We start from the raw sequence: 24242 nt of genomic DNA, 5'->3' as shown, positions 1-24242 counted from the left end.
TTACAAAATCAACTATTACACCCGCAACAGATTATGCAAGGGAGCCGCCTCATGAACCGCCAAGTGATCCCGACCGAAATGACCCAGGCACCCGCAACCACCGGGACGACCGCCGGCTATATGCCCGGATTTGGCAATGATTTCGAGACCGAGGCCCTGCCGGGTGCGTTGCCGCAGGGCATGAACAGCCCGCAGAAATGCAATTACGGCCTTTATGGCGAGCAGTTGTCCGGCACCGCCTTTACGGCCCCAAGCCACCAGAATGAACGCACATGGTGCTACCGCATCCGCCCGTCCGTCAAGCACTCGGGCCGCTACGCGCGCATCGATCTGCCCTACTGGAAATCCGCGCCGCATGTGATGGATGACGTGATCAGCCTGGGTCAGTACCGCTGGGACCCGGTGCCGCACACCACCGAACCGATGACATGGCTGACCGGTATGCGCACCATGACCACGGCGGGCGACGTCAATACCCAGGTGGGCATGGCCAGCCATATCTATCTTGTCACCGACAGCATGCTCGACAGCTACTTCTACTCCGCCGACAGCGAACTGCTGGTCGTTCCACAGGAAGGCCACCTGCGGTTTTGCACCGAACTGGGCATCATCGACCTCGCGCCCAAGGAAATCGCGATCCTCCCTCGGGGCCTCGTGTACCGCGTCGAAGTCGTGGACGGGCCCGCCCGCGGTTTTGTCTGCGAGAACTACGGTCAGAAATTCGCGCTGCCCGGCCGGGGCCCCATCGGCGCCAACTGCATGGCGAACCGGCGCGATTTCAAGACCCCTGTCGCGGCGTTCGAGGACCGCGAAGCGCCCTCGACCCTCACGATCAAGTGGTGCGGCCAGTTTCACGAAACCCGCATCGGCCATTCGCCGCTCGACGTGGTGGCCTGGCATGGCAATTACGCGCCGGTGAAATACGACCTGCGCACCTATTGCCCCGTCGGTGCCGTGCTCTTCGACCACCCCGATCCGTCGATCTTCACCGTTCTGACCGCGCCCAGCGGCGTCGAAGGCACCGCCAACATCGACTTCGTGTTGTTCCGCGAGCGCTGGATGGTGGCGGAAGACACCTTTCGCCCGCCGTGGTATCACAAGAACATCATGTCCGAACTGATGGGCAACATTTACGGCCAGTACGACGCCAAGCCCAAGGGGTTTGTCCCCGGCGGCATGAGCCTGCACAACATGATGCTGCCGCACGGGCCGGACAAGAACGCCTTCGAGGGTGCATCCAACGCCGAGCTTGACGCCGTCAAGCTGGACAACACCATGTCGTTCATGTTCGAAACCCGCTTTCCCCAGCACCTCACCCGCTTCGCCGCGCAGGAAGCCCCCCTGCAGGACGACTACATCGACTGCTGGGACAGCCTGGAAAAGAAATTCGACGGCACGCCCGGCAAGAAATGAATGGCACGGCGGGTCACGTGGCCTGCCCTTGTCCGATGTGACCTCGCGATGCCCGAAAGGATCCCGACCCAATGCCCCTGATGCCCAGCTGGATCGCCAGCGCGAACGACCCCACCGGTGACTTTCCGCTCAACAACCTGCCCTGCGGGGTGTTTTCCAACGATCCGCACGATGCGCGCTGCGGCGTGGCCATCGGCGATCAGGTGCTCGACATGGCCGCGATCGAGGCGGCCGGGCTGATCACACTGTCTGAGACGCCGGTCTTCGACCTGCCATACTGGAACGACGTGATGGACCTCGGTCCCGACGCATGGGAGACACTGCGCGCCCGTCTGATCGATCTGCTCAGGGACGATGCCCCCGAACAGGCTCAGGTCGCCCCGCACCTTGTTCCGCTGACGGACGTGCGCCTGCATCTGCCGCTGGTCGTATCCGAATACACCGATTTCTACGCCGGCCGGCACCATGCCACCAATGTCGGCACCATGTTTCGCGGCGCCGACAACGCGCTGCCGCCGAACTGGCTGCACATCCCGATCGGCTACAACGGGCGCGCCAGCACCGTGGTCGTGTCCGGCACCGAAATCCGCCGTCCCAACGGCCAACTCAAGCTGCCCGACGCCGACACGCCCCACTTCGGCCCCTGCCAACGCCTCGATATCGAACTCGAAATGGGCGCGGTCGTCGGCGGATCGACGGAAATGGGCCAGCCGGTCACCGTGGCCGAAGCCGACCAGATGATCTTTGGCTACGTGCTGCTGAACGACTGGTCCGCCCGCGATATCCAGGCTTGGGAATACCAGCCTCTCGGCCCGTTCCAGGCCAAGGCCTTCGGCACCTCGATCAGCCCGTGGATCGTGACCCGCGCAGCACTCGAGCCTTTCCGCAGCGACACGCCCGCCCGCGAGGTCGACCTGCTGCCCTACCTGCGCGAACCCGGCCCGATGCTCTACGACATCGACCTGTCGGTGCTCATCATGCCCGATGGCGGCAAAGAAGAGGTCATCGCGCGCACCAATTACACCGAGATGTACTATTCGGCCGCTCAGCAACTGGCGCATCACGCCTCCTCGGGCTGCGCGATGAACGTCGGCGATCTCCTGGGCTCCGGCACGATCTCGGGCGCTGGCAAGGACCAGCGCGGCAGCCTGCTGGAACTGACCTGGGGCGGCAGGGACCCGATCACGCTGGCAGACGGCCAGACCCGCACCTTCATCGAGGACGGCGACACCCTCACCCTCACCGGACATGCCCAGGGCGACGGCTACCGCGTCGGCTTCGGCGCCTGCGCCGGCACCATCCTCCCCGCCGTCGAATTTCCCTGACCTCCGGCTTCTTTGGGTCGAAAATACTCCCGCCGGAGGCATCCCGAACGCGGCAACAGGCGCAAACGCAAGACAAAGGACGACACATATGGCCAAGGCCTTCGCATCCCAGGGCGACACGACCGAGAAAAAGATCAGCTTCACCGAGGTGGGCGAAGGGCTCTATGCCTTCACCGCCGAAGGCGACCCCAATTCGGGCGTGATCATCGGCGACGACAGCGTGATGATCGTCGAGGCGCAGGCGACCCCGCGGCTGGCCAACAAGGTCATCGAATGCGTGCGCGGCGTCACCGACAAGCCGATCTCGCATGTCGTCCTGACGCACTACCATGCCGTGCGCGTGCTGGGCGCCAGCGCCTTCGATGCACAGCAGATCATCATGTCCGACATGGCCCGCGGCATGGTCGCCGAACGGGGCCAGGAGGATTGGGACAGCGAATTCCAACGCTTTCCTCGCCTCTTCGAAGGGCATGAAAGCATCCCGGGCCTCACCTGGCCCACCACGACCTTCACCGATCGCATGACCGTCTATCTGGGCAATCGCCGTGTCGACCTGATGCACCTCGGCCGCGCGCATACCGCCGGCGACATCGTGATCCACGTCCCCGACGAGAACGTGATGTTCACCGGCGATATCGTCGAATACCACTCCGCCTGCTATTGCGGCGACGGGTATTTCGCCGACTGGGGCACCACACTCGACGCAATCAAGGGCTATGACGTGGCGGCCATCGCACCGGGGCGCGGCAACGCGCTGGTCGGCGCGGACATGGTCAACACGGCAATTGAGAACACCCGCGATTTCGTCGCCAGCACCTATGCTCCCGCCGCCCGCGTCGCCGCCCGCAACGGTACCCTCAAGGAGGCGTGGGACGCGGTGCGCGACGCCTGCGACCCCAAGTTCGCCGACTACGCGATCTACGAACATTGCCTGCCCTTCAACGTCGCCCGCGCCTACGACGAGGCGCGCGGCATCGCCCATCCGCGCATCTGGACCGCCGAGCGCGACATCGAGATGTGGGAGCAGTTGCAGGCATGAGCAAATTCGGCCCCGGCAAACCGGAGCTGAAGTTCCGGCTCTACGTGTCGGCGGCGGGGCTGGCGCTGATGCTGGCTGCGATGCTCTACCGCGGCATTCCGCAGGGGCCCGCGCTGTTCGAGGTGATCGGCGTGGCCGGTGCGTTTTTCGGCGGCACCTTTCTTTGGACACTGCGCAAGCTCATCAAGGGGGATCACTCCGATGGCCTATGACTACGCGCCCTTTCCTTATGTCGCCCCGCCGGGGCTGCGCACGCCCGAACCGCGCCATCCCGTCGCGATCGCGGGCGCGGGGCCGATCGGTCTGTCGATGGCCATCGACCTGGCGCAGCGCGGCGTGCCGTCGGTCGTCCTCGATGACAACAACGTGGTGTCCGTGGGCAGCCGCGCCATCTGCTGGGCAAAGCGCAGCCTCGAGATTTTCGACCGCCTGGGGCTGGGCGAACGGATGCTGGCCAAGGGCGTCACCTGGAAGGTGGGGCGACTGTTTCATGGCGACAGCCCGGTCTATGCCTTTGATCTGCTGCCGGACGAGGGCCACAAATATCCTGCCTTCATCAACCTTCAGCAATATTACGTCGAACAGTACCTGGTCGAGCGCGCACAGCAGTTCCCGGATCTCATTGACCTGAGGTTCCTCAATACCGTGACGGACCACGCCGATCACGGCGATCATGTGCGCATCGATATCGACACGCCCGACGGTTCCTACACGCTGGACGCAGACTACTATCTTGCCTGCGACGGGGCGGGCAGCCCGACGCGCAAGCGCATGAACCTCGCCTTCGAAGGCCAGACCTTCGAGGAACACTTCCTGATCGTCGATGTCGAGATGGAGCGCAGCCCCTTTGCCACCGACACGCCGGAGCGGTGGTTCTGGTTCGCACCGCCCTTTCACCCCGGCCAATCCGCGCTGCTGCACCGTCAGCCCGACAACATCTACCGCATCGACCTGCAACTGGGCCCCGACACCGACCCGAAAGTCGAGGCGACGGAAGAAAAAGTGATCCCGCGCATCAAGGCAATTGTCGGCGACACGCCGTTCCGGCTCGACTGGATGAGCGTCTACAAGTTCCGCTGCGCCAAGCTCGACCGTTTCGTGCACGGCCGGGTGATCTTTGTGGGCGACAGCGCCCATGTCGTCAGCCCGTTCGGCGCGCGCGGTGGCAACGGCGGCATTCAGGATGTGGACAACCTCGGCTGGAAGCTGGCCGCCGTCCTGCACGGCGACGCCGGGCACTCCCTGCTCGAAAGCTATGATGAGGAACGCGGCACTGCGGCGTCCGAAAACATCCTCCATTCCACCCGCGCCACCAATTTCATGACCCCCAAATCCCCGGTCGAGGCGCTGTTTCGCGATGCGACACTCGACCTCGCGCACAGGCATCCCTTCGCGCGCAGGCTGATCAATTCCGGGCGGTTGTCACAGCCCTGCGTCCTGTCGCGTGCATCGCTGCAGACGCCTGGCGATGCGCCGGTGCCGCCGGGCACGCCACTGATCGACGCGCCGCTGATCGGGCCGGAGGGCGACACATGGCTGGTGTCCGAAATACCTGGCCGCTTTGCCCTGATGCGATGCGGCCCCGACCCGATCCCTGACATCGATGGACTGGCCCGCATGGGAATAGGTCACGGCGCCGATTACCCTTGCTTTGACGATCCCGCCGGGCTGGCCGCCGCGCGCTATGGCACCGACCATCTGTACCTTCTGCGCCCCGACGGGCATGTCTGCGCGGTGTTTGCCAGCGATGACGCGGAGCCGATCCGCGCGGCGCTGGCCCGCGCGATGGGGAGGCAGCCATGAGTCTCGACGACAAGCTCGGCGCGGGCGCCGACGACCTCTACAGCGCCCTGATGGCCGCACACGAAGGATTGAGCGAGGCGCAAAGCCAGGCCCTCAATGCGCGGCTCGTGCTGATCCTTGCCAACGAGGTCGGCGATCTCGACCGGCTGCGCGCATTGATCGACGCCGCCAGATCGCCCAGGCCCTAGGGCCGCGCTACGGCGCCGCTGCGGCCCACACCTCGATTTCGACCACGAATTCGGCGCGGGTAAAGCCCGCCACGATCAACAGGGTGGACGCCGGCAGCGCCGTGACCTGCGCAAGAAACCGGTCACGCGCCGCCATGTACCCCGCCATATGCGCACGGTCCGTGACATACCCCGTGATATGCACCACATCCGCGGGCCCCATGCCTGCCTCGGCCAGGATGGCGGTGATGTGTTCAAAACACAGGTCCGCCTGTGCCCCCGCGCCCTCCGGCACCGTGCCATCCGGCGCCTGCGCCAACTGCCCCGAGGTCCGCACGAGGCGATGCCCGGCGGGCACTTCGACACCGTGACTGTAGCGCGCAAAGGGCGCGGCGATGCCGGGAGGAGACAGCGGTTTCATCGGGCCTTCCTTTCTCGCGGTCCGTGGAAACAGCCTTGCGGACCCGCGCTTTTTTTGCCAGCCTAGCCACAGATCTCTGGCACGGATACGCATCTTAGGGCCGCTGAATTCTTTTTCTCCGAAAGGGAGGGACATGGATAAGCGTTGCCTGTCGTCTTGCCGAAACCGCGGCGTACCCGTGAGCGGGAGACGCATATGACCCAAGCCTACTGGGCCGATCTGGCGGCGCCTGCGTTTCGCGCGCTGCCGCGCGACACCATCGCTGTCCTGCCGTTGGGCGCCACCGAACAGCATGGTCCGCACCTGCCCCTGTCGGTGGACCGCGACCTGACCGATGGCGTGATCACGGCCATGTGGCCAAACCTGACGCCACGGCAATCCGTGCTGGTTCTGCCGACGGTCGCCATCGGCAAAAGCGACGAACACATGGGCTTTCCCGGCACACTCAGCCTGGGGGCCACGACGCTGCTGGCCGTGCTGGGCGACATCATGGACGGCATCGCCCGCGCGGGCGTCACCCGTGTGCTGTGCCTGAACGGGCATGGCGGGAATACCGCCATACTGGAAATCGCGGTGCGCGCCGCGCGCGTGGATCACGGCCTGGTCGCGGCCCACGCATCTTGGTTCGCCTTTGCGGGCGATCTGTCGGGATTTGCCGACGTGGCGCATGACCTGCACGCGGGCGAGATCGAAACCAGCGCCATGCTGGCCCTGCGCCCCGACCGTGTGAACATGGACCTTGCGCAGGATTTCACCGCCGGCATGGCGGCATGGGAGGCGGCGAACCACCTGACCGGCCTGACCGGGCAGGCCGCGCGCCCCGGCTGGGTGATCGAGGATCTGAACCCCGACGGCGCCTGCGGCGACGCATCGGCGGCGACGGCGCGCAAAGGGGCGCGGCTGATCGAAACCGCGGGACAGGAGCTGGCGCGATACCTGGCCGATTTCGCAACCTTCGACCTGCCGGGGCGCGCGCGGTGATCCTGCGCGACGTTCTTGTCCCGCAAAGCCTTGCCGGCGACGGTCTGGGCGGTGACGCCACAGGCGACTGCCTGCGCGGCGACCTGCACGTCCGGGACGGGCGCGTGACCCGCATGACCCCGTCCGCGCAGACGCCAAGGCCGCGCATGGTCGTGCCGAAACTGGTCGAGGCGCACTGCCATCTGGACAAATGCCACAGCTTTCATCGCCTGGGTCCAGTCGGTGGCGATCTTCGCAAGGCGATTGAGACGCAGGCGGCGGACCGCGACAACTGGACCGAAGACGACCTGCGCGCCCGCGCGGGACAAGGCTTGCAAGAGGCCGCGATGGCAGGATGCTCCGCACTTCGCACGCACATCGATTGGCGCGACACGGCTTCGCCGCCGCGGGCGTGGTCCGTGGTGACCGAACTGGCGCAGGGCATGGCCGGCATGACCGTGCAATGCGCGGCCCTGATGGGAGTGGACCAGATGGCGGATGCCACGTTCTGCAACGCCGTGGCGCGCGGCATCGCGCCCACCGGCGGCGTGCTGGGCGCATTCGTTCTGGACCACGCGGACCGGACAGCGGGCCTGCGCAACATGTTCGACGCGGCGGCGCGCCACGGCCTGCCGCTCGACTTTCACGCCGACGAGGGGCTTGGCGATTTCGACGGGGTGGAGGCGATTGCCGACATGGCGATCGAAACGGACTTCGCCGGGCCGATCCTGTGCGGTCATGCCTGCGGGTTGATGGACAAGGACACGGCCACGCTCGCCCGCGTCATCGACAAACTCGCGCGCGCCGGCATCGCGGTCTGCGCGCTGCCAACGACGAACCTCTACCTGCAAGGGCGCGCCCATGGCACCCCCGACCGGCGCGGCCTCACGCGGCTGCGCGAATTGCAGGCAGGCGGCGTGCCGATCGTTCTGGCCTCGGACAATGTCGCCGATGCGTTCTGTCCTGTGGGGCGGCACGACCCGATGGAGGCGCTTCACCTCGGGGTCATGGGCGCACATCTTGACCCGCCGTTCGGTCGCTGGCTGCCCGCCGTCACGACCCACGCCGCCGCCGCGCTTGGACTGCGCCCGGTCCTGGTCAAGGGCAGCAGCCCCCGAGACCTTTTGCTGAGCACCGCGACGACAACGGCCGATCTGGTTGCCGGGCGCGGCAGCCTGACCCCACTGCACGAGGGACCGACATGACATCGATTTCCGGAAAGACCGACATCGACTGGGGCGCCTTTGCCCGGGCTCTGGCCCCGGTCGAGGTCATCAACACGCCGGTCCTGGTCAAGAAACGCAGCCGCGATTTCTTCTGGTACAGCCCGATCCTGAACGCCGAACTGAAATCCTGCTTCGGCGATCTGGTCGCGCGGCCCAGGACACCCGATGAAATGCGTCATGTACTGGCGGTCGCCTATGCCCATGACGCGCCGGTCGTGCTGCGCGGTGGGGGCACCGGGAACTATGGTCAGGCGGTGCCGGTCAACGGCGGCTTGATCATCGAGACAACCGCGATGAACCGCGTGATCGAGGTTGGCGACGGTTTCGTGCGGGCCGAAGCGGGGGCGCTGATGGCCGACATCAATGCCGCGCTGATCCCGCAGGGCCGGGAAATGGCGATGTTCCCCTCGACGCAGGACATCGCGACCGTCGGCGGCTTTGTCGCGGGCGGATCGGCGGGCATCGGATCGGTCGCCAACGGCGCCCTGCGCGATCCGGGCAACATCATCGCGCTCAAGGTGCAGTCGCTTGACGCCACCCCCCGCGAACACCTGTTCGAAGGCGTAGACACCCTGCACATCCATCACGCCTGGGGGATCAACGGGGTCATCACCGAAGTCAGCCTGCGCACTGTGCCCACGCGCGACTGGGTCGGGTGCATGGCGACGTTCGACCGTTACGAAGACGCCTATGCCGCGGGCCACGCATTGGCGCGCGACGAGGCCATTGCCTGCAAGCTCGTCAGCACGGCGGATGCGCGCATCTGCGCCTATTTTCCCCGCCTTGACGGGCATATCCGCAAGGACAGACATCTGCTGGTCTCCCTGCTCCCCCAAGAGGACGTGGCCGCCTTTCGGGCGCTGATCACGCAGGAGGGCGGTCATGTCGATCTGACCCTGACTGAGGACGAACGCATCGAAGCCAAGCTGCCGCATGTGTTCGATTTCTCGTACAACCACACCACGCTTCAGGTGCTCAAGGCCGACCGCAAGGCGACCTATCAGCAGGTCGGCTGCCCCGCTCCACCCGATCCGCGCGCCATCGCAAGGCTGCGCCCGCAACTGGGCGACGACGTCTGGATGCATCACGAATTCGCGCGTGTGGGTGGACAGATCGTCACCTTCGATCTGCCGATCATCTGGTTTTCCGGTCGCGCGCGGCTGGATCAGATCAACGCCATCTACGAGGACAACGGCTTTCCCGTCCACGACGCGCACACCTGGCGCGTCGAAGGGGGCGGATTGAAGACTGCCGACTACCGCCACCTTGCCTGGAAAAAACGGCTGGACCCGAAGGGGCTGCTCAACTCCGCCAAATCAGCGGCCTGGGACAGCGTCAAGCATCTGTCAGCCGCAGAGATCGAGGCCCTGGAGACAGCACAATGATGTGATCGCCACTGGCCGGATGGCGCGAGTCCTGCGCGAGATTCGCGCGCGCCTGGCCCGTTGACGCGGTTCGTGGCGCGTGTTTCGCGACGCCCACGACAAACCCATACAGGCGGACCGGTTTGCTGTGTGCTGGTCCGGCATCGCTCGCCGCCTGACGGAACGGCCGTTCAAAACACCAGGTCAAGGCACGACAGCGACACCGATAGCCCCTATTCAGGGCGCTCTTTGACCAATCTGCCCGCGTGGCGGGTGGGCCAGCCCGCTGCAAGGCCATTCGCGCCTGCATGCGATGTCACGGACAGCGCGAAAAACCGCTTGTTTCGCACCGGTGCCTGATGGGCGCGCGTGGCCCGGACGGGGTTGACGCCACATGCTTTGATGTTTGAGTATCGGCCACGCCCTGAACATAGGCAGATAGAGAACGCAGGGAAACTGCATCACCAAGCCGGGCCATCCCGGTATCGCGGGCCAAAAGGGATCATCCCGTCCACGCGACAACAGAGAGGAAGACCATGACATTTTTCACACGAACCGGTAAGCCCCTGCCCAAGGCGGTGGTCGACTCCGCGTCGAAGGTTGGCACCGATGCCGTGAACCGCCGCGAATTCCTGGCCTTGGCCAGCGCGTTCGGCGCCACCGCCGCCACGGCCTATTCGATGCTGGGCCTTGCCGCCCCCGCACAGGCCGCCGCACACAAGATGGGCGGCACTGTCCGCATCCAGATGGAAGTGCGCGCGCTCAAGGATCCGCGCACCTATGACTGGTCGCAGATCGCCAACTTCTCGCGCGGGTGGCTGGAATACCTCGTCAAATATGAAAACGACGGCACGTTCACGCCCATGCTGCTCGAAAGCTGGGAAATCAACGAAGACGCCACCGAATACACGCTGAATGTCCGTCAGGGCGTCAAGTGGAACAACGGCGACGATTTCACCGCCGAGGATGTCGCCCGGAACATCACCGCCTGGTGCGACAAGGACGTCGAGGGCAACTCGATGGCGGGCCGCTTCGGCACGCTGATCGACCCCGAAACCAACAAGGCCCTTGCGGGTGCGATCCAGGTCGTGGACGGCACCACCGTCAAGCTGATGCTGCCGCGCCCCGACATCTCGCTGATCCCCGGAATGGCGGATTATCCGGCGGCGATCACGCATGCCACCACAAACCTCGAAGACATCGCGGGCGATCCGGTCGGCACCGGCCCCTATCTGCCGGCGGAATTCGACGTTGGCGTCAAGGCGGTCCTGACCAAGAACGAAGACCACACCTGGTGGGGCACCGAAGTCTATGGCGGGCCTTACATGGACCGGATCGAATATATCGACTACGGCACCGATCCGTCGGCATTCGTCGCCGCGGCAGAGGCTGAAGAGATCGATATGACCTATTCGATCGAGGGCGATTTCATCGACCTCTTCGATACGCTCGATGGCTGGGTCCGCAACGAGATCGTGACCGCCGCAACCATCGTGATCCGGCCCAACCAACTGGCCGAAGTCGATGGCATGAAGCCCTACGCCGACAAACGCGTGCGTCAGGCGATTGCGATGGCCGTGGACAACAACATCCTGCTTGAGCTTGGTTATGCCGGGCGCGGTCTGGTCGCCGAAAACCACCACGTCGGCCCGATGCACCCCGAATATGCCGAACTGCCCCCCCGCAAGGTCGATCCCGCAGCCGCCAAGGCGCTTATGGACGAGGCCGGAATGGGCGATTTCGAGCACGAGCTGATCTCCATCGACGATGCCTGGCGCAAGGACACCACCGATGCGGTAGCCGCCCAGTTGCGCGATGCCGGCATCAAGGTCAAGCGGACCATCCTGCCCGGGTCCACCTTCTGGAACGACTGGGTGAAATACCCGTTCTCCTCGACGAACTGGAACCACCGCCCGCTTGGCGTGCAAATCTGGGCGCTGGCCTATCGCTCGGGCGAGGCATGGAACGAATTCGGGTATTCCAACCCCGAATTCGACGCCTTGCTTGAAAAGGCGCTGGCCACGGCCGATGTCGAACAGCGCCGCGCGCTGATGGCCGAAGGCGAAGCGATGATCCAGGATGACGGCGTGACGATCCAGCCTTACTGGCGGTCGCTGTTCAACCACACCCGCGACGGTCTGGTGGGCGGCGCGCACCATATCTCGTTCGAATTCGATCCCGCGCGTCTCGCCTGGACGTGATGGCACACTGACCACGAGGGGCCGCGCCAGTCGCGGCCCTTTTTCGTTGCGCCCGAGTTCGTCGCGGCAAGGGGCCCCCTGATGGAGCTTGCACTCCTCCTGTCTCAAACTGTCGCCACCGGCCTGATTGCGCTGTGGCTGTCGCTGGGACTGCGCGACAACCTTCTGTTTCCCGCGCTGAACCTGTCATCCATTGCCGAGGTGATGCGCATGGACCGGATGCGCAAAGACTATCCCGACGAATTTGCCGTACTGGCCCATCGCGCCGTCACCGACCCTCGCCTGCACAGGATCGTCTTTCTCACCGTCCTTCTGGTCGAGGCGCTGACGTGTCTCGTCCTCTGGCTTGGCGTGGTGGCATTGTTGGTGGCGGCGGCCGGGGCGGCTTCGGTCGATGCCGGGCGCGGCCTCGCACTTGCCGGGGCCACGCTTTTCACCGGGCTTTGGGCCGGGTTCCTGATTGGCGGCAACCACTTTAGCTATTGGTTCTGCCACGAGGCAGCGCAGAACACGCATTTCCAGATGACCCTATGGGGGGTCGGCAGCATGATCGTTCTTATGCAGGGGTGAACCGCCCCCCTATCGCGGCCATTCGCGCGATCCGCGCACTCGGGGTCCAGAAGGTCGGGTCCTCTGGCTGCAAGGCGCGCAACCGGTCCAGCACATGCGCCGCGCCAAGATGATCGGCATAGCGCAGAAGACCGCCCTTTTCGCGCGGAAAACCAAGCACGTGAACGCTCAGGATATCCAGATCATCGGCCCTGAGCGACACGCCCGCCTCCAAAAGCCCGGCCGCGTGGTTGATCGCCGCCAGAACCAGCCGCTCGACCATCTGCGCGTCGCTCCGGGTGACGCGCTCGAGTTTTGCGAACCACGCTTCCTCGGTGATCATATCCTCGATCAGCGGATCGACGACCAGACCGCCGCCGCCGGGATAGCGATACCACCCGACACCGACCTTGCGGCCAAGGCGCCCCTCTTGAACCATCCTGTCGGAAATCAGCATGCGTCGGCTTCGGGGCCCGGACCCGGCCATCCGCCGCCGGGCATAGGCCAGGTCCAGGCCCTCGTGGTCCTGCGCCTCGAAAACCCCCATCGCAAAGCCGAATCCGGTCATCGCGTCATCCAATTCCCAGGGGGTTGCCGCCTCCATCAGCAAGGCATCCGCCGTTTCGCGAAACGCGTCCAGCATCAGGGGCGCCAGCCATGTGTCGCTCCGTATCTCGATAAGCCGCAGCGATCCGATCACCTCCTGTGCTGCCGTCACCGTATCGGTCGACGCCGACCCGCAGGCCAACTCGACGATATGCGTGGCGTAGACCGGTGCCGTCAGCCCCATCGCCACGGTCTGCGCCGCATCCGGCAAACCCGGCAGAGCGGCGGGGTCTGACAAGCTGATCCGAAGGCGCGCGGGCGCCGTGATCGCGCGCAGGGCATCGGCGGGCGCAATCACCAGATCGGCGCCCGCCACATCCGCCGGATCAGAACAGACCCGCGAGGCCGCTCGTTGTTGCGCGGCAGCGGCGGCGGTCTGCTCGCCCGCAGCCACACGCTGCTCAATCATCCTGTCCAAGGCCAGCAACGCGCGCTCGACCGCGCCTGCGTCCTCTTCGATCAGCGTCGTGGCAAGGCCCTGTTCCAGCAACGCGGCGGCAAGGCTGGCCCCGAGCATGCCGCCATCGACGATCACGGCCTGTGAAAAGCCCTCCAACGACGCGACGCCGGGCGCCGCCGCGGCCTCGATCGCGGCCAGGTATTCGGCGTCCGTCATTCGGGCTTGATATCGAGAAATTTCTTGCTCGCGATCGTCGCCAGAAGATCGTTCAGCGATGTGGAAACCGTCTTGTTCGAGGTGTTGATCTGCGCTTCGGCCTGCTGGTACAGCGGCGTGCGATGCGCCAACAGCGATTTCAACTGCTCCATCGCCGCCGGGTTGCCCTGCATCGGGCGCACGTCGCCCTGCGCCCGGACCCGCTCCATATGTTCGGCCGGGCTGGTCCGGACCCAGATCGTGTGGAACCGCTCCAGAAGTTGGGCAAAGGTCGCGGGCTCGGCCACGATGCCGCCCCCAACGGCAAGGATCATCCTGTCATGCCGCGCCACCACCCGCGCCACCGCATCCGCCTCCAACGCGCGATAGCCGTCCTGCCCATAGAGCGCCATGATCTCGGACAGTGGCATGCCGACATGCTCCTCGATATCCTTGTTCAGTTCGACGAAAGGCAGGTTCAACGCGGTACTCGCCATCTTGCCCAGCGTCGATTTCCCCGCCCCCCGCAGACCGACCAGGCAAATCCGCCCCGCGCGCAACGCCTTTGGATCCTGCGGCGACAACAGCGCACGCACCTTGCCCTGGACGTCAGCCGGGGCATGCGAATACAGCAGTGCGATCCGTTGCAGGTCGCGGTCCCAGGGCACGTCTTCGGCCAGCAGCGCCTCGACACGCAGGTCAAGCGCCGCGGCGACCCGCTGCAACAGCAAGACAGAGATATTGCCCTCGCCGGCCTCGAGCTGCGCCAGATACCGAGGCGAGACGCCCGACATCTCCGACAGCACACGCCGTGGCAACCCACGCGCCTTTCGCGCCTCGCGGACACGGGTGGCAAGCCGCGCAATCAACTGCGCCGCTGCATCGGCAGATGGCTTTATCTGGGACATGGAAGCTCAATCGCGCTTGGGAACAATAGTGCAAACGTAGAGAGGCGGCCCCCGACACGCAAGGCGAGAAGTTTAATTTTGTGCATTATGTCGCAGAAAAAGCGGCGGCAGGTGCCCGCGACGCCGCCGCCGCTCTGTCAGTAGGTTTCGACGTGATAACGGCCCTGATCGCGCATGTCATCCCGAACCTTGGCCCAGTCAAGCCCGGCCCCGCGCGCAATGTCGCGCAGCGCCTCCTCAACCCCCTGCTCCATCGCCTTGAGGCCACAGATATAGATGCAGGCGGTATCGGACGCCAGCAGCCCCGCCACGTGATCGGACTGCTCGCGCAGCTTGTCCTGCACATATTGCTTCGGCTCGCCATCCTGACGGCTGAACGCGAATTCCTTGCGCATGAAGCTGTCTGGCACCTTCTTGAGCGGCCCGAAATACGGCAGATCGCGCGGGCTGCGCGCCCCGAAGACCAATGTCATGCTGTCCTTGGCCGAAGGCATTTCACGCTGGCGGCGCATGGTGAACCCGCGGAACGGCGCCGATCCGGTGCCGGTGCAGATCATCAGCAGATGCGCGTTCGCGTCGCTGGGCAGCAGAAACGTCGATCCGAACGGTCCGGTGATCCGGACCTCGTCGCCCTTGGCAAGATCGCAGACATAATTGGAACACAGGCCCTTGTCCTCTCGCTTGACGGTCAACGAGACGTTGTTGAAGCCCGGTCGCTCCCCGTCGCGGGGGCTTGAGACGGAATACAGTCGTGGCAGATGCGGCTTGCCCTCGGCATCGGTGCCGGGTGCGATAATGCCGATACTCTGCCCTTCGAGCACGGGAAACGGCAGCTTGGCCAGATCGAGGATGATATGGCGCACATCGCCATCGCTTTGCGCGTCAGTCAGACGGTAGTTGCCCTGCACCGTGGCCGTTGCAGGATTGCCCAGGTTGTACAGGTTGATCGTCGGTTTCGACGCAGAGGCGGGCGCCCTGGCCTTGCCGCCCGCGCCCTTGTGCGCTTCGGCCAACAGCGCCGCGATCGCATCGTCATGCGCCTCGAGCCCATCGTCCTCCCCGGCCTCGGCCGCAAGCGTGATGTCCTCCTGCTCGGGCAACTCGTCCATTTCGTACTGCTGCTCGAGCGAATAGGGGGTCTCGACCACGCGCCATTCGTCGATGGATCCGGTGGGGCATACCGGGATGCAATCCATGCAGAAATTGCAGATGTCCGGGTCCACCACGACATTGTTGTCGTCATGCTGGATCGCCCCGATGGGGCAGGTCATTTCGCAGGTGTAGCAGCGGATGCAGATTTCGGGGTCGATCAGATGTTGCTTGAGCGGCTTGTTCATGCGGCGCGGCCCTTGCGCAGAACCGCATCCGGCAGGGTCATCGCCTCGATCAGTGCGGCGCAGATTCCCTGGCAGCCGTCGCAGCCGATGCATGGTTCGTTCAGCGCGGCCACGTCACGGCCCAATGCACGGGTCCGGGGGGCAAATGCGATTTCGCGGTCGATCTTCATGGCGGGTCTCCTGTCGGTCAGCGGGTAGGCGCAAGGCGGGCAAATCACCCCCCCTGCGAAGGGCCGGATCAGGCCATGTGCAGTTTGACGTATTCGAAATCGCCGGGCTTGTTGTCGATCCCCACCTTGGGGGCCGCAATCCAGCTTGCGTATTTGCCCGGCTCGAAGCAAGGCACCATCAGCGACTGGATGTAATCTCCATCCGCCTTGGTCGGCAGCCAATCGTCCTTGCGATTGCGCCATTCGTCGGCCGAGATGATGTTGCCATCCGGGTCGACGGCGACCGATGAGAACACGCCGATCTGGCGGTGGAACCCTTCGTGCGGCAGCTTCAGCTCGAACTCGACGCCCGATTTCGCGATCATCTTGTTCCAGCGTCCGACGCCGCCCGCCGCGTCGCGCACATAGTCGTCGCGCAGGCGCATGTTGATCGCCGTGAGCGCAGGCACATCCTCGGTGAGGATCTTGCCATCCTTGATCGAGGTCACGGCATAGGTGTCGTTCTGCAACTTGTGGTCGTCGTCGATCCGCTGCTCCATATAGCGGCCCTTGATGCCGGAATTGAAGGCGTTGGCGGCGTTCGTCGATACTTCCTGACCGAACAGATCAAGCGACAGCGTGTAGTGCAGGTTCAGCTTTTTCTGGATCGTGGGCAGGTCGATGACGCCCAGATCGCGGATCTTGTTGATGTCGTAGGGGTCGGTGATGCCGGCCTTGTTCATGGCGTCCAGCGTCGCCTGAATGGTGCGGCCCACGCCGGTCTCGCCCACGAACATGTGGTGCGCTTCCTCGGTCAGCATGAACCGGCACGTGCGCGACAGCGGGTCAAAGCCGGACTGCGCCAGGCTTTCAAGCTGCATCTTGCCGTCACGGTCGGTGAAATAGGTGAACATGAAGAACGACAGCCAGTCCGGCGTTTCCTCGTTGAAGGCGCCCAGCATTCGCGGCGCCTCGTCCGAGCCGGAGGAGCGGACCAGCAGGTCGTCGGCCTCTTCCCGGCCATCGCGGCCGAAATACTTTTGCAGCAGATAGACCATCGCCCAGAGGTGGCGACCTTCCTCGACGTTGACCTGAAACAGGTTGCGCATGTCATAGAGCGATGGCGCGGTGAGGCCGAGGAACCGCTGCTGCTCGACCGAACCCGGTTCGGTGTCGCCCTGGATGACGATCAGCCGCTTGAGCATGTTGCGGTACTCGCCCGGCACTTCCTGCCAGGCCGGTTCGCCCAGATGTTCGCCCATCGGGATCTTGCGGTCCTCGACCGCGGGCGCCAGCAGAACACCCCAGCGGTATTCGGGCATCTTGACGTAATCGAACTTGGCCCAGCCTTTCGGGTCCACGCTGACGGCGGTGCGCAGGTAGACCATGCTTTCCTGAAAATTCTGCGGAATAAGGTCGTTCCACCAGTTGATGTAACCGGGGTGCCATTTCTCGAGCGCCTTCAGCACCTTCTTGTCGGAGCTGAGGTTCACGTTGTTCGGAATCTGAGTGTCATAGCTGACGTTGATCAAATCGAGCATTTCATATCCTTCCATGTCGGCGCGTGCAGATCACGCGCCTTGGGGGGTTAAACACGTTGCATGTTGTATTCGCCGCGCACGCCGGTGCCGTAGCGCTGTAGCGCGCCCTCGGGGCCGACGGCGTTGGGGCGCTGGAATATCCAGTTCTGCCATGCGGTGAGACGGCCGAAAATGCGCGTCTCCATCGTCTCTGGCCCGGCAAAGCGCAGGTTCGCTTCCATGCCGGTCATCGCATCGGGGCTGAAGCTGGCGCGTTCTTCCATGAACAGGCGCACCTCGTCCTCCCAGTCGATATCGTCATAGGCATAGGTCACAAGGCCCAGTTCTTCGGCCTCCCCCGCCTCCAGCGCCCTGCCCGCATGCGGCTTCAGCGTCTCTACCGTTTCGGGTGCCCCAAGGAACCGCGTTTCAAGCCGGCTCAGATCGTTGCCCATCGGGTATTGGCCGAAATTGCCATCGGACAGCGTGATCGTCGCCATGTTGCGATTGTCGCCCTCGAACTCCTCCAGCATCATGTAGCTGCGATCGACGGCCCAGAGCAGTTCCGCCAGCGGCCCGGCAAAGCACGAGCCGTGCTCGACGATCGCCACCAGGCTGCGCGACGTCATGTCCACCCGCTTCAGAACGCGCTTCCAATAGGCCAGCACCTCGTTGGCCAGCCAGTGCTGCTTGTTGCCCAGCATCAGCGCCTCATGCGCGATCACGACCTCCGGATCGCCTTGGGTCTGGAATTCGATCAGGCCAAGCTCGTCCTCGTTGCTGCGCAGGTGCAGGATCGCATCGTCCAGTTCACGCGCGCAGCGCAGGATCCAGTTGTCCGCACCCTTGGCCGTAAAGGCCTCCATGTCGGCAGGCGCGTCTTCGCCGGGCCCCTTGATCGTGATCGTCGCGCGCCGGGCGTCGCGGTCGATCGCCACCTCGACAGTCGAATAGCTGACGCCATCGTCGGAAAAGCTGCGTGACAGCGGTGTCAGCGCGATGCCGTGCGTCACATCCGGCTTGTCGGATGCGGCCGCGAATTCACGGGCCCGCTCGACCACCGCCTCGTCAAATTTGGAATTCGGGATCGCCTCGTCCACCAGGCGCCAGTCGACCGCGCGCTTGCCCTTCACGCCCTCTTCGACGGAACAAAAGACATCGGCCAGATCGCGGCGCACCTTGCGCTTGTCGGTGACGCGGGTCAGCCCGCCGGTGCCGGGCAGCACAGCCAGCAACGGCACCTCGGGCAGTGCGACCGACGATGTGCTGTCGTCGGTCAACATGATGTGATTGCACGCCAGCGCCAGTTCGTACCCGCCACCGGCACAGGCCCCCCGCACCGCCGCTATGTAATTCTGCCCGCTGTCGGCTTTCGCCGCCTCAAAGGTATTTCGCGTCTCGTTGGTGAATTTGCAGAAGTTGACCTTGTGCGCATGCGCCGCCCCACCCAGCATCCGGATATTGGCGCCCGCGCAGAACACCTTGTCCTTGGCCGACCGCATCACGACCACCTTGACCTCCGGATGTTCGAACCGCATCCGCTGCACGACATCCGCCAGTTCGATATCGACGCCAAGGTCGTAGGAATTCAGCTTGAGCTCGTAGCCATCGAACAGGCCGCCCTTTTCATCCACGTCCATGTACAGGTTGGCGACGGGGCCGTCGTACTCCACCTTCCAGTGACGATAGGTTTCTGGGTCCACCTGGAAATCGATGCGCTTGGTCATTCTATCCTCCTGAGAGCGACGCAAGGCGACGTGCCGTCCAACGCTCGATACTTGAACTATAATACATACAACCCTTCGGTAAAGCCCCTTTTCCGGGACATTTGGAGAGTTTTCGGCATATTTAATGCACTATATTTCACTTTTTGAGAGTGTCTTGCGTTTCCATGACCCACCGCTGCATCTGCGGCACGTCCAGCCCCAGAATCGCGATGTCACGCGGACAGCGCGCCAGATGCGCCATCACCATGTCACACAGCCGTCGCGCCGCGCGCGGGCGGTCCATCCGCAGCTTCAGACGCGCGTTCGCCAACTGGATCAGCGCCTGCACCATATCGCGCTCCGCGCTGCCCTCGGGCGCCTGCATCCAGACCGCCTCGAGCACCTCGTGACACTCCCAGTAATAGCCCGCGTCGAAATAGGCGCGGCCTGCGTGAAAGGCCTGCGTGGTATGCAGGTCGGCCACGGGTGTCGCGGTCGTAACGCTGGCCTTGATCCCATCGAACCAATCCTCCGGATGGCGCGGCGTCTGGCCGGGAACATAGGCATGCGGCGGGGCCGTGACCCCTCCGGCCAGGTCAGGCAATCTTCACCTCTTCGCGTTCCAACCGCTCAAGCCGTTCGCAGAACTCGGTGATCGCGGCCATCGTCGCCTGCGGCTGGTCGATCTGGGGCGCGTGTCCGCAATCGTCCAGAATGGCGGTTTCGATCGGCGAATAAATCCGCTCCTCGATCTCGGTCACCTGCGCCAGCGTGCCGTATGCGTCGTCGCGCCCTTGTATGGCCAGCACCGGAATACGCAGGTGGTCGATGGCGTCGGCGACGTTCCATGCCTCGAACCCCGGATCGGTCCACGCATCGTGCCAGCCTTTGAACGCGATATCCGGATCGGAGTGATACTTCGCCAGTCTGGCCTTCAGGTCGCCACTTGCATACGCCTCTCCCGCGGTACGGATCGCGGCAAGGCCCGAGGCTTCGGTAAAGAAATGCGGCGCGATCAGGATCAGGCCGCGCACCCGCTGGTCGCTGATCGACCCGGCATAGATCGTGGCGATGGTCGCCCCGTCGGAATGGCCCAGCAGGATACCATGCTGAAACCCGATGGCATCCAGCACCACGCCAAGACTGTCTTCGGCCTCGCGGGTCATGTAATCGAGCGGGCGCGGCATATCCGCCGGATCGGACGCCCCGTAGCCCGCGCGCGAATAGACGCAGACGCCAAAGCCGGTGGCATCGGCCAGTTTTTGCGGCATGTCGCGCCACAGCGTCACACAGCCCAGCCCCTCGTGCAGCATCACGATCGTGGGCGCTTCGCCGGGGGGCGGACCATAGCAGGCGTATTCCAGCGATTTACGGTCCGCCGTCAGCCGCGCCCCCGGTGCATTCGTCCATTTTGCAGATGACATCAGGCGGTCTCCCTCAGTTTGAACCGTTGTATCTTGCCCGTGGCCGTCTTGGGCAGGTCGTCGACCACGTCGATCCAGCGGGGGTATTTCCACTTGCCGATCCGGTCCTTGACGTAGTCTTTGAGATCACTCAGCACCGCATCCGACGCGCCGTCGGCCAGCACCACGAAGGCCTTGGGTTTTTCCAGCCCGTCCGCATCGCGCGCGGCCACCACGGCGGCCTCGAGCACCGCCTTGTGACTGACCAACGCCTGTTCGACTTCGAAGGGCGACACCCAGATACCCGAAACCTTGAACATGTCGTCCGTGCGCCCGCAGTACACGAAACGACCATCGGCGCGGCGTTCGTACTTGTCGCCCGTGCGCGTCCACATGCCCTCGAAGGTGGCGCGGCTTTTGTCGCGCTGGTTCCAGTAGCAGGCCGCGGCAGAGGCACCGTTGACCAGCAATTCGCCCACCTCGCCATCCGCCACATCGGCGCCGGTTTCATCCACCAGCCGCACCGAATACCCGGGCACCGCCGTGCCGGAGGTGCCGTATTCGACATTGCCCGGCTGGTTCGACAAGAAGATATGCAGCATTTCCGTCGATCCCACACCATCGAGAATGCTGACGCCGGTATGCGCCTCCCAACGGGTGCCGATATCGTGCGGCAAGGCTTCTCCGGCGGAAATGCAGGTGCGCAAGGGCGCCACGGGCACGCCCGCCTTGTCCATATGCGCGACCATCGCGGCATACAGCGTGGGCACCCCGCAAAAGATCGTCGGCCGCTCCGAATTCAGGACCTCGATCATGTCGCCGGGCGTGGGCCGGCCGCCGAACAAGACCGTCGTGGCCCCCACCGACAGCGGAAAGGTCATCGCGTTGCCCAGCCCATAGGCGAAGAACAGCTTTGCCGCCGACAGCACGGTGTCGTCCTCGGCGATGCCAAGCACCTGCGCGCCGTAGGTGTCCGAGGTCGCCTTGAGGCTGGAGTGGACGTGATGCACGCCCTTTGGCTGACCGGTGGAGCCGGAGGAATAGAGCCAGAACGCCACCTCATCCGCGCTCGCGGGGCGCGTCGCCTGCGGATCGGCGCCCTGGATGAACGCCTCGAAGCTTTGCGTGCGTTCGGGGGCATCGCCGCCGATCACGACCACATGGCGCAGATAGGGATGATCCGTCAGCGCCGGCTTGACCGTGTCGAACAGCGGCGCGGACACGAACAGCACCGACGCCCGGCTGTCGCGCAGAATGACGTCATAGACCGATGTCGCCAGCAACGTGTTGAGCGGCACAGGGATGACCCCCGCCTTGATCGCGCCCCAGAACACTTGCGGGAATTCGATCTGGTCCAGCACCAGCATCGCCACGCGCTCCTCCGGCCTGACCCCGGCGCGCACCAGCGCACCCGCCACGACCTCGGCGCCCCGCGCCATATCCAGATAGCTCAGGCTGCGTCCGCTGTCGGCCTCCCTGTACGCAGCCTTGTCGCCACGACCTTCGGTCAGATGGCGGTCAACGAAATAGCTCGCTGCGTTGTCGGATATGCTGGTCATGGATCCCCTCCCAAGAATCTTTCGCGGCTTTTGCTATATCCTGCACTTTGCCAACACCACCGCAAGCAATGATCCGGCTTTGTGCATCTTAATGCCACTTTCGACGCCGTCACGCGCGTGTTCTTGCGTGCTCTTCGATTTTGGCCAAGGCGGACAGCAGGGTGGCCAGTGCGTCGGGGTCAAGCACGTCGACCATGCGCGAATCCTGTGCGCGCGCCGCCTGGCGGGCCCGCGCCAGCACCGCGACACCGGCTTCAGTCAGGTGAAGGGTCTGCGCCCGCCCATCCACAGGGCAGGGAATGCGATCAATCAGGTTGCGCGCCGCCAGCGCATCCAGAATGCCCACCAGGTTGCCACGCTCGACGGCCAGCCCGTCCGCCAACTGGCTGGGGCGCAAGCCGGGATTTTCAGAAATCAGGGACAACGCGGCAAAGGTCATCAACCGAAGATCGAACGGCGCAAGCGCCCGCAGCATGTCGGCCTGCATGGCGTTGAACGCGCGTTTCATCGAATAGCTGACCAGGTCGCGCAGCGCCGCATCCGTGATCCCCTCGGGAAGAGGCACATGGGTGCGCGCGCGACCCGGCATCAGCGCCCCGCGCCCCCGTCGGACGCCGCAGGCCGCCCGATGATCGCGGTTGCGGGTGTCGGATCGGCACCCATCCCCCTACCCCGGCAGCAAGAACAGCGTGATCGCGGGGAACATCACCAGGATGACGACCCGCACGATGTCGCTGCCGACAAAGAACATCACCGCCTTGTAGGTTTCGGTCATCGGCGTTTCGCGGTCCATCGCGTTGATGATGAACAGGTTCATCCCCACCGGCGGCGTGATCAATCCGACCTCGACCACGATCAGCACGAGGATCCCAAACCAGATTGCCACATGCTCCACGCTCATGCCGAAATCCATGGCCGAGATCACGGGGAAAAAGATCGGCACCGTCAGCAGGATCATCGACAGGCTGTCCATCAGACAGCCGAACACGAGGTAGAACAAAAGGATGATCGACAGGACCAGCCAGGGGCTGAACCCCTGTGTCAGCACCCAGTCGGCCATGAATTGCGGCACCCCAGACAGCGCGAGGAACCCGTTGTAGAACCCCGCGCCCAGAACGATGAAGAAAATCATCGCCGTGGTCTTTGCGGTGCCCAGAAGGCTGTCGCGGAACACCGACCATGTCAGGCTGCGCGAGACCAGCGCGACCAGCCCTGTGCCCGCCGCGCCGATGGCCGATCCTTCGGTCGGGGTGAACCAGCCCAGGTAGATACCGCCCACCACCACGCCAAAGATCACTAGCACCGGCCATGTATTGGCCAGCGCGGCCCACCGCTCCGACATCGGCTGCGGTTCGCGGGTGCCCGCGGATTTGGGATAGAGCCGCACGTAGATCGAGATGGTCAGCATATACCCCACCGCCGCCAGGATGCCGGGGATGAAGGCCGCCAGAAACAGCTTGGCGATGTTCTGTTCGGTCAGGATGGCATAGATCACGAGGATCACCGATGGCGGGATCAGGATACCCAGCGTGCCGCCCGCCGCCAGCGTCGCGGTCGAGAACCCGCCCGAATAGCCATAGCGGCGCAGCTCCGGCAGGGCGACCTTGGACATGGTCGCCGCCGTGGCCAGCGACGACCCGCAGATCGCGCCGAAGCCCGCGCAAGCCCCCACCGCCGCCATCGCGACCCCGCCGCGCCGGTGGCCCAGGAAACTTTCGGCCGCCTTGAACAGCGCGCTCGACATGCCCGACAGCGTCGCGAATTGCCCCATCAGCAGGAACATCGGAATGATCGACAGCGAATAGCTGGAGAAGGTCGTGTAGGTTTCGGATTTCAGCTTGGCCAGCAGCGGCGTCGGGTTGCCGCCCATCGCGAAATACCACCCGCCAAAGCCGCACAGCAGCATGGCAAGGCCGATGGGCGCGCGCAGGAACACCATGATCAAAAGGACGGGAAAGGACCAAAATCCAAGCTCGAGATTACTCATCTGG

Annotated in this window: 23 protein-coding genes; 11 read left to right on the top strand and 12 right to left on the bottom strand. The window is 64.4% G+C overall.

The genetic code is table 11. The features are described from left to right. The first annotated feature begins 51 nt into the window (after positions 1-51). The 6 genes from hmgA (at position 52) to FDT80_RS11835 (ending at position 5768) form a co-directional block, all read left to right on the top strand. Positions 52-1413 carry a homogentisate 1,2-dioxygenase gene (hmgA, locus tag FDT80_RS11860; RefSeq protein ID WP_138662477.1) on the top strand — a complete coding sequence of 454 codons (1362 nt, stop codon included), beginning with the start codon at positions 52-54 and terminating at the stop codon, positions 1411-1413. Between the two features lie 71 nt (positions 1414-1484). Next, positions 1485-2738, top strand: a complete 1254-nt coding sequence (gene fahA / locus FDT80_RS11855) for a fumarylacetoacetase (protein WP_138662476.1) — start codon at positions 1485-1487, stop codon at positions 2736-2738. An 88-nt stretch (positions 2739-2826) separates the two neighbouring features. Continuing rightward, positions 2827-3777: an MBL fold metallo-hydrolase gene (locus FDT80_RS11850; RefSeq protein WP_138662475.1), complete on the top strand. Its 951-nt coding sequence runs from the start codon at positions 2827-2829 to the stop codon at positions 3775-3777. Next, positions 3774-3989 (top strand): hypothetical protein, encoded by a 216-nt coding sequence (locus tag FDT80_RS11845; protein ID WP_138662474.1) that lies wholly within the window; start codon positions 3774-3776, stop codon positions 3987-3989. The genes FDT80_RS11850 and FDT80_RS11845 overlap by 4 nt, the downstream gene beginning before the upstream one ends. Beyond that, positions 3979-5580, top strand: coding sequence for an FAD-dependent oxidoreductase (locus FDT80_RS11840; protein ID WP_138662473.1), 1602 nt, complete (start codon positions 3979-3981; stop codon positions 5578-5580). The genes FDT80_RS11845 and FDT80_RS11840 overlap by 11 nt, the downstream gene beginning before the upstream one ends. Further along, on the top strand, positions 5577-5768 hold the full coding sequence (locus tag FDT80_RS11835) for a DUF2783 domain-containing protein (protein WP_138662472.1): 192 nt from the start codon (positions 5577-5579) through the stop codon (positions 5766-5768). Before FDT80_RS11840 ends, FDT80_RS11835 begins: the two co-directional genes overlap by 4 nt. Before the next feature lie 7 nt (positions 5769-5775). Here FDT80_RS11835 and FDT80_RS11830 read toward each other — a convergent pair whose 3' ends face one another. Continuing rightward, the gene (locus FDT80_RS11830; RefSeq protein ID WP_138662471.1) at positions 5776-6168 is read right to left on the bottom strand and encodes a RidA family protein; all 393 of its coding nucleotides are present in this window, start codon (positions 6166-6168) and stop codon (positions 5776-5778) included. Between the two features lie 195 nt (positions 6169-6363). Here FDT80_RS11830 and FDT80_RS11825 point away from each other — a divergent pair, with 195 nt between their 5' ends. The 5 genes from FDT80_RS11825 (at position 6364) to FDT80_RS11805 (ending at position 12489) form a co-directional block, all read left to right on the top strand. Further along, on the top strand, positions 6364-7149 hold the full coding sequence (locus FDT80_RS11825) for a creatininase family protein (protein ID WP_138662470.1): 786 nt from the start codon (positions 6364-6366) through the stop codon (positions 7147-7149). After that, positions 7146-8333, top strand: a complete 1188-nt coding sequence (locus FDT80_RS11820; protein ID WP_246039927.1) for an amidohydrolase family protein — start codon at positions 7146-7148, stop codon at positions 8331-8333. The genes FDT80_RS11825 and FDT80_RS11820 overlap by 4 nt, the downstream gene beginning before the upstream one ends. After that, positions 8330-9739: an FAD-binding oxidoreductase gene (locus FDT80_RS11815; protein WP_138662469.1), complete on the top strand. Its 1410-nt coding sequence runs from the start codon at positions 8330-8332 to the stop codon at positions 9737-9739. The genes FDT80_RS11820 and FDT80_RS11815 overlap by 4 nt, the downstream gene beginning before the upstream one ends. Before the next feature lie 515 nt (positions 9740-10254). Further along, positions 10255-11919: an ABC transporter substrate-binding protein gene (locus FDT80_RS11810; protein ID WP_138662468.1), complete on the top strand. Its 1665-nt coding sequence runs from the start codon at positions 10255-10257 to the stop codon at positions 11917-11919. 81 nt (positions 11920-12000) lie between these two features. Further along, the gene (locus FDT80_RS11805) at positions 12001-12489 is read left to right on the top strand and encodes a DUF2165 family protein (RefSeq protein ID WP_138662467.1); all 489 of its coding nucleotides are present in this window, start codon (positions 12001-12003) and stop codon (positions 12487-12489) included. On the opposite strand, the gene FDT80_RS11800 is transcribed toward FDT80_RS11805, so the two are convergent. The 11 genes from FDT80_RS11800 to FDT80_RS11755 form a co-directional block, all read right to left on the bottom strand. After that, a complete protein-coding gene (locus FDT80_RS11800) occupies positions 12476-13690 on the bottom strand; it encodes a 3-hydroxyacyl-CoA dehydrogenase family protein (RefSeq protein WP_138662466.1) in 1215 nt (404 codons plus the stop codon). The genes FDT80_RS11805 and FDT80_RS11800 overlap by 14 nt on opposite strands. Continuing rightward, a complete protein-coding gene (locus FDT80_RS11795) occupies positions 13687-14577 on the bottom strand; it encodes a helix-turn-helix transcriptional regulator (protein ID WP_138662465.1) in 891 nt (296 codons plus the stop codon). Before FDT80_RS11795 ends, FDT80_RS11800 begins: the two co-directional genes overlap by 4 nt. A 137-nt stretch (positions 14578-14714) precedes the next feature. Beyond that, positions 14715-15914, bottom strand: a complete 1200-nt coding sequence (gene boxA, locus FDT80_RS11790; protein WP_138662464.1) for a benzoyl-CoA 2,3-epoxidase subunit BoxA — start codon at positions 15912-15914, stop codon at positions 14715-14717. Next, positions 15911-16084 (bottom strand): hypothetical protein, encoded by a 174-nt coding sequence (locus FDT80_RS18895; RefSeq protein WP_170311852.1) that lies wholly within the window; start codon positions 16082-16084, stop codon positions 15911-15913. The genes boxA and FDT80_RS18895 overlap by 4 nt, the downstream gene beginning before the upstream one ends. Before the next feature lie 68 nt (positions 16085-16152). Next, entirely contained in the window at positions 16153-17604 is a 1452-nt protein-coding gene (boxB, locus tag FDT80_RS11785) for a benzoyl-CoA 2,3-epoxidase subunit BoxB (RefSeq protein WP_138662463.1), read from the bottom strand. A 47-nt stretch (positions 17605-17651) separates the two neighbouring features. Continuing rightward, complete coding sequence (gene boxC, locus FDT80_RS11780) at positions 17652-19310, bottom strand: 2,3-epoxybenzoyl-CoA dihydrolase (RefSeq protein ID WP_138662462.1); 1659 nt, start codon at positions 19308-19310, stop codon at positions 17652-17654. Positions 19311-19446: 136 nt separating this feature from the next. Then, entirely contained in the window at positions 19447-19893 is a 447-nt protein-coding gene (locus FDT80_RS11775; RefSeq protein WP_138662461.1) for a DUF309 domain-containing protein, read from the bottom strand. Further along, entirely contained in the window at positions 19886-20713 is an 828-nt protein-coding gene (locus FDT80_RS11770) for an alpha/beta fold hydrolase (RefSeq protein ID WP_138662460.1), read from the bottom strand. Before FDT80_RS11770 ends, FDT80_RS11775 begins: the two co-directional genes overlap by 8 nt. Beyond that, the gene (locus FDT80_RS11765) at positions 20713-22251 is read right to left on the bottom strand and encodes a benzoate-CoA ligase family protein (RefSeq protein ID WP_138662459.1); all 1539 of its coding nucleotides are present in this window, start codon (positions 22249-22251) and stop codon (positions 20713-20715) included. Before FDT80_RS11765 ends, FDT80_RS11770 begins: the two co-directional genes overlap by 1 nt. Before the next feature lie 109 nt (positions 22252-22360). Continuing rightward, positions 22361-22840: a MarR family winged helix-turn-helix transcriptional regulator gene (locus FDT80_RS11760; protein ID WP_138662458.1), complete on the bottom strand. Its 480-nt coding sequence runs from the start codon at positions 22838-22840 to the stop codon at positions 22361-22363. A gap of 78 nt (positions 22841-22918) precedes the next feature. Next, the gene (locus tag FDT80_RS11755) at positions 22919-24238 is read right to left on the bottom strand and encodes a TRAP transporter large permease (RefSeq protein WP_138662457.1); all 1320 of its coding nucleotides are present in this window, start codon (positions 24236-24238) and stop codon (positions 22919-22921) included. Positions 24239-24242 lie beyond the last annotated feature (4 nt).

The sequence above is a fragment of the Sulfitobacter sabulilitoris genome (assembly GCF_005887615.1).
In the GTDB taxonomy this organism is placed as follows: domain Bacteria; phylum Pseudomonadota; class Alphaproteobacteria; order Rhodobacterales; family Rhodobacteraceae; genus Sulfitobacter_E; species Sulfitobacter_E sabulilitoris.
Note: the sequence above shows the minus strand (reverse complement) of the source record. Positions and strands in the feature narration are given on the sequence as shown.

Bases quoted from the DNA above. Each gene is read 5' to 3' on its own strand.
- FDT80_RS11810 (WP_138662468.1), top strand. From the start codon at position 10,255: ATGACATTTTTCACACGAACCGGTAAGCCCCTGCCCAAGGCGGTGGTC.
- boxA (WP_138662464.1), bottom strand. From the start codon at position 15,914: ATGAACAAGCCGCTCAAGCAACATCTGATCGACCCCGAAATCTGCATC.
- FDT80_RS11835 (WP_138662472.1), top strand. From the start codon at position 5,577: ATGAGTCTCGACGACAAGCTCGGCGCGGGCGCCGACGACCTCTACAGC.
- FDT80_RS11815 (WP_138662469.1), top strand. From the start codon at position 8,330: ATGACATCGATTTCCGGAAAGACCGACATCGACTGGGGCGCCTTTGCC.
- fahA (WP_138662476.1), top strand. From the start codon at position 1,485: ATGCCCCTGATGCCCAGCTGGATCGCCAGCGCGAACGACCCCACCGGT.
- FDT80_RS11830 (WP_138662471.1), bottom strand. From the start codon at position 6,168: ATGAAACCGCTGTCTCCTCCCGGCATCGCCGCGCCCTTTGCGCGCTAC.
- FDT80_RS18895 (WP_170311852.1), bottom strand. From the start codon at position 16,084: ATGAAGATCGACCGCGAAATCGCATTTGCCCCCCGGACCCGTGCATTG.
- boxB (WP_138662463.1), bottom strand. From the start codon at position 17,604: ATGCTCGATTTGATCAACGTCAGCTATGACACTCAGATTCCGAACAAC.
- hmgA (WP_138662477.1), top strand. From the start codon at position 52: ATGAACCGCCAAGTGATCCCGACCGAAATGACCCAGGCACCCGCAACC.
- FDT80_RS11805 (WP_138662467.1), top strand. From the start codon at position 12,001: ATGGAGCTTGCACTCCTCCTGTCTCAAACTGTCGCCACCGGCCTGATT.
- FDT80_RS11765 (WP_138662459.1), bottom strand. From the start codon at position 22,251: ATGACCAGCATATCCGACAACGCAGCGAGCTATTTCGTTGACCGCCAT.
- FDT80_RS11850 (WP_138662475.1), top strand. From the start codon at position 2,827: ATGGCCAAGGCCTTCGCATCCCAGGGCGACACGACCGAGAAAAAGATC.
- FDT80_RS11795 (WP_138662465.1), bottom strand. From the start codon at position 14,577: ATGTCCCAGATAAAGCCATCTGCCGATGCAGCGGCGCAGTTGATTGCG.
- FDT80_RS11845 (WP_138662474.1), top strand. From the start codon at position 3,774: ATGAGCAAATTCGGCCCCGGCAAACCGGAGCTGAAGTTCCGGCTCTAC.
- boxC (WP_138662462.1), bottom strand. From the start codon at position 19,310: ATGACCAAGCGCATCGATTTCCAGGTGGACCCAGAAACCTATCGTCAC.
- FDT80_RS11800 (WP_138662466.1), bottom strand. From the start codon at position 13,690: ATGACGGACGCCGAATACCTGGCCGCGATCGAGGCCGCGGCGGCGCCC.
- FDT80_RS11770 (WP_138662460.1), bottom strand. From the start codon at position 20,713: ATGTCATCTGCAAAATGGACGAATGCACCGGGGGCGCGGCTGACGGCG.
- FDT80_RS11755 (WP_138662457.1), bottom strand. From the start codon at position 24,238: ATGAGTAATCTCGAGCTTGGATTTTGGTCCTTTCCCGTCCTTTTGATC.
- FDT80_RS11825 (WP_138662470.1), top strand. From the start codon at position 6,364: ATGACCCAAGCCTACTGGGCCGATCTGGCGGCGCCTGCGTTTCGCGCG.
- FDT80_RS11840 (WP_138662473.1), top strand. From the start codon at position 3,979: ATGGCCTATGACTACGCGCCCTTTCCTTATGTCGCCCCGCCGGGGCTG.
- FDT80_RS11760 (WP_138662458.1), bottom strand. From the start codon at position 22,840: ATGCCGGGTCGCGCGCGCACCCATGTGCCTCTTCCCGAGGGGATCACG.